This window comes from Bifidobacterium sp. POST2/T3 (B1), from assembly GCF_058197115.1.
In genome coordinates this window covers 1-2,739 of sequence record NZ_JBVPQK010000349.1, presented here as the reverse complement: position 1 = coordinate 2,739, position 2,739 = coordinate 1, and the positions used below count along the sequence as shown (strand labels likewise).

Sequence of the window (2,739 nt, the reverse complement as noted above, 5' to 3'; positions counted from 1 at the left end):
GTCGAAAAGCGAGTCGAAACCCGCCTGCCTGAAATCGGTGACCTGCGACATGAGAGGCTACTCCCTATCGAATATTTAATGAATGTATGCTAAACCCTACTATTCTTGCAACAGATACCGACACGGCCGAGCCCCGGACCACCGCAGACAAGGCGGCATCAAGCCGGACTGATTATTCATTGCTAATCAGTCGCTGTTGATTGACTATTGACCGCTAACCGTCTCGCTAAGGCAGAACGACCAGCGGGAACGTCTCAGCGTAATCGCTGCATTCAGGTCAGGAATGCGCATTCACAGACAACTGATCAATTAAGTCTTGGGGAATATGGTCGACCACACAGGCAGCCATGCGCCGGTACCCCTCAAGTCCCGGATGGAAGTGATCGATGCCCCAGAAGTCGGGTCGGTCAGTGCCGACATCGTCGCGGGTAGCATCCACGAAGGGCACCGAAGCCTCTTGACAGACCTGACGGCTGGTCTGCGTCTGACGGGCTATCCGACGTTCCACCTCGGCCCTGAGCGCCCGGCCCAGGGCAGGATCCCGATAGAGCTGACCGGAGCTGAGGACCAGCACCTGGCGGCCCTTGTCTTTGGCCAGCTCGATGCTGGCTGCCAGGTCATCCCGCCACTGCTCATCGGTGCGATTGGCCATGATGTCGTTGGATCCTGCACACAGGACCAGCAGATCAGGATGGTCCTGCAAGGCAGGAAGAAACCGGTAGCGGACCCTGCGGATGGTGGCCCCCAGCCGACCCTGGGTCGACCAGGAGACCGGACGCCCCAGCCGAGTGGCCAGGCATGCGGCTATGTCAGGGACGAAGCCCTGACTCTGGTCCTTTACCCCGCAGCCGACCGCCATGGAGTCGCCCACCACCAGCATGGTCAGCGGCTCCAGGTCACGGCCTTGGTCCGGAGGTGAACACAGTCCTCGGCGTGAGCCGGGCGGCTCTTTTGCCAGAGTGATGTGCTCCTTGGCCCACCAAGCCTGCACCAGTGCCACCGGATTCATGTCCGCCGCCGCCTTTCGCCGTTTGCCGCCCCTCTTGGGGAATTGCCGTTCGGAATTTTAACGCGAACACCGGCCTGGCGGAAACCAGAAAGCTCACCTGGGCGAACGGTAGGCAGGCCCATCAGACTGCGAGTCAGCGAAGGTCTTCAATTCCTCCAACGCATGTGCAGCCTGGTTCATCTGCTCCTTTACCCTCTCCGGCGCAGTGCCCCCCTGGCCCTGGCGAGCACGCACGGCTCCCCCGGCGGTCAGGACTGAACGGACCTTCGGGGCTTGATCGGCAGGTACCCAGTCAGCGAAGACACTGGCGAAATCGTCATCATCCAAGTCAGCCAGCTCGCAACCACGACCCTCGGCCAGCTTGACGCAGGCCCCGGAGAGTTCGTGGGCATGCCGGAAGGGCACCCCCTGTCTGACCAGCCACTCGGCCAAGTCGGTGGCCAGAGCAAATCCTGTGGGGGCTTGCTCCTCCAGGCGATCCTTGTTGAAGGTCAAAGTGGCGACCATGCCGGCAAAGGCGGGCAGCAGGACTTCCAAAGTGTCCACCTGGTCGAAGACCGCCTCCTTGTCCTCCTGCAGGTCGCGCGCATAAGCTGTCGGCAGCCCCTTGAGAGTGGTCAGCAGGCCAGCCAGATCCCCGACCAGCCGACCGGCCTTGCCGCGAGCCAGCTCAGCCACGTCCGGATTCTTCTTTTGAGGCATGATGGAGGACCCGGTCGAGTAGCCGTCGTCCAGGCGGACAAAGGCGAACTCCTGGGTGTTCCAGATGATGATCTCCTCGGCCAGTCTGGACAGATCCACGCCGATCATGGCAGCGACAAAGGCGAACTCGGCCACCACATCCCTTGCTGCAGTCCCATCGATGGAGTTGGCACAGACCCGGCTAAAGCCCAAATCCCGTGCCACTGGTAGTGGGTCCAGACCCAGGGTGGTGCCGGCGAGCGCGCCGGATCCATATGGACTGGCATCGGCACGCTGGTCCCAGTCCCTCAGGCGTTCCAGGTCACGGATGAGAGGCCAGACATGGGCCATGAGCTGGTGGGACAGCAGGACAGGCTGAGCGTGCTGCATGTGTGTGCGGCCAGGCATGACCGTGGTTCCCGCCGCACGGGCCTGATCCATCAGAGCCTGTGCTGTACGCAGCAGGTCCTTGGCCAGCACCCGGGCGTGACGGCGCAGCCAGATCCGAATCAGGGTGGCGATCTGATCGTTGCGCGAACGTCCGGCCCGCAGCTTGCCGCCCAGCTGATCCCCCGCTATGTCGATCAGACCACGCTCCAGAGCAGTGGCCTCATCCTCATCACCAGGTTCAGGGGCAAAGGCGCCGGAATCCACCTGGTCCTGGAGTTCATCCAGTGCCTTCTCCATGCGTGCCAGTTCGTCATCATCCAGCAACCCAGCACGGTTGAGAGCCCGAGCATGGGCCCGGGAACCGGCCAGGTCGTCATCGGCCAGTCGCCAATCAAACTGGGTGGACCGGCTCAGCTCGACCAGCGCCGGTGAGGGACCTCCGCTGAAGCGCCCGCCCCAGAGAGCCATGGGCTTGTCGCCGGTGCTCACTGCTCTTGTCCGTCTTGTGCGATGCCGTTGCCGAAGCGCATATCACGGGCAGCGGCCACCTTGTCGGCCAGGCCATAGATGGCGATGAACCCATTGGAGGCATTCTGGTCGAAGCTGTCACCGGACTCGTAGGTGGCCAGGCTGTAGTCGTAGAGGGAGCTGTCGGAGTG

General features: G+C 62.5%; 2 protein-coding genes and 1 pseudogene. All 3 read right to left on the bottom strand.

Annotated elements, in window-relative coordinates; all coding sequences use genetic code 11:
- Window positions 1-277 precede the first annotated feature (277 nt).
- Complete coding sequence (locus AC0AP0_RS11435; protein WP_490430557.1) at window positions 278-1,009, bottom strand: SGNH/GDSL hydrolase family protein; 732 nt, start codon at window positions 1,007-1,009, stop codon at window positions 278-280.
- A gap of 93 nt (window positions 1,010-1,102) precedes the next feature.
- The gene (gene argH, locus AC0AP0_RS11430; protein WP_490430558.1) at window positions 1,103-2,548 is read right to left on the bottom strand and encodes an argininosuccinate lyase; all 1,446 of its coding nucleotides are present in this window, start codon (window positions 2,546-2,548) and stop codon (window positions 1,103-1,105) included.
- Window positions 2,549-2,565: 17 nt separating this feature from the next.
- Window positions 2,566-2,739 (bottom strand): annotated as a pseudogene (locus tag AC0AP0_RS11425) (argininosuccinate synthase); the annotation flags it as partial.